The 224-nt window shown below is 52.2% G+C and carries 1 protein-coding gene; it reads left to right on the forward strand.

The annotated features are described in order from the left end of the window. The coding region (locus tag AB1471_RS19230) for a hypothetical protein (protein WP_367781100.1) at positions 1 to 224 on the forward strand (224 nt) is incomplete at both ends.

Below are 224 nucleotides of genomic sequence, written 5' to 3' on the forward strand. Positions count from 1 at the left end.
AAGGAAAGGAGGGGGGGAAAGAGGGGAGAGAGGGAAAGGGGGGGAAAGGGGGGAAAGGAGGGAAGGGGGAAGGAGAGAAAGAAAAGGAAAGAGGGGGAGGGAAAAAAAAGGAGAAGGAAGGAAGAGGGAGGAAAAAAGAGAAGAGAGAAGGAAGGAGGGAAGAAAGAGGGAGGAGGGGGAGGGGGGGAAAAAGAAGAAAAGGGAAGAAGGAAAGAAAAGAGGGA

It is taken from the genome of Jeotgalibacillus marinus, assembly GCF_040801915.1.
In the GTDB taxonomy this organism is placed as follows: Bacteria; Bacillota; Bacilli; order Bacillales; family Jeotgalibacillaceae; genus Jeotgalibacillus; species Jeotgalibacillus marinus.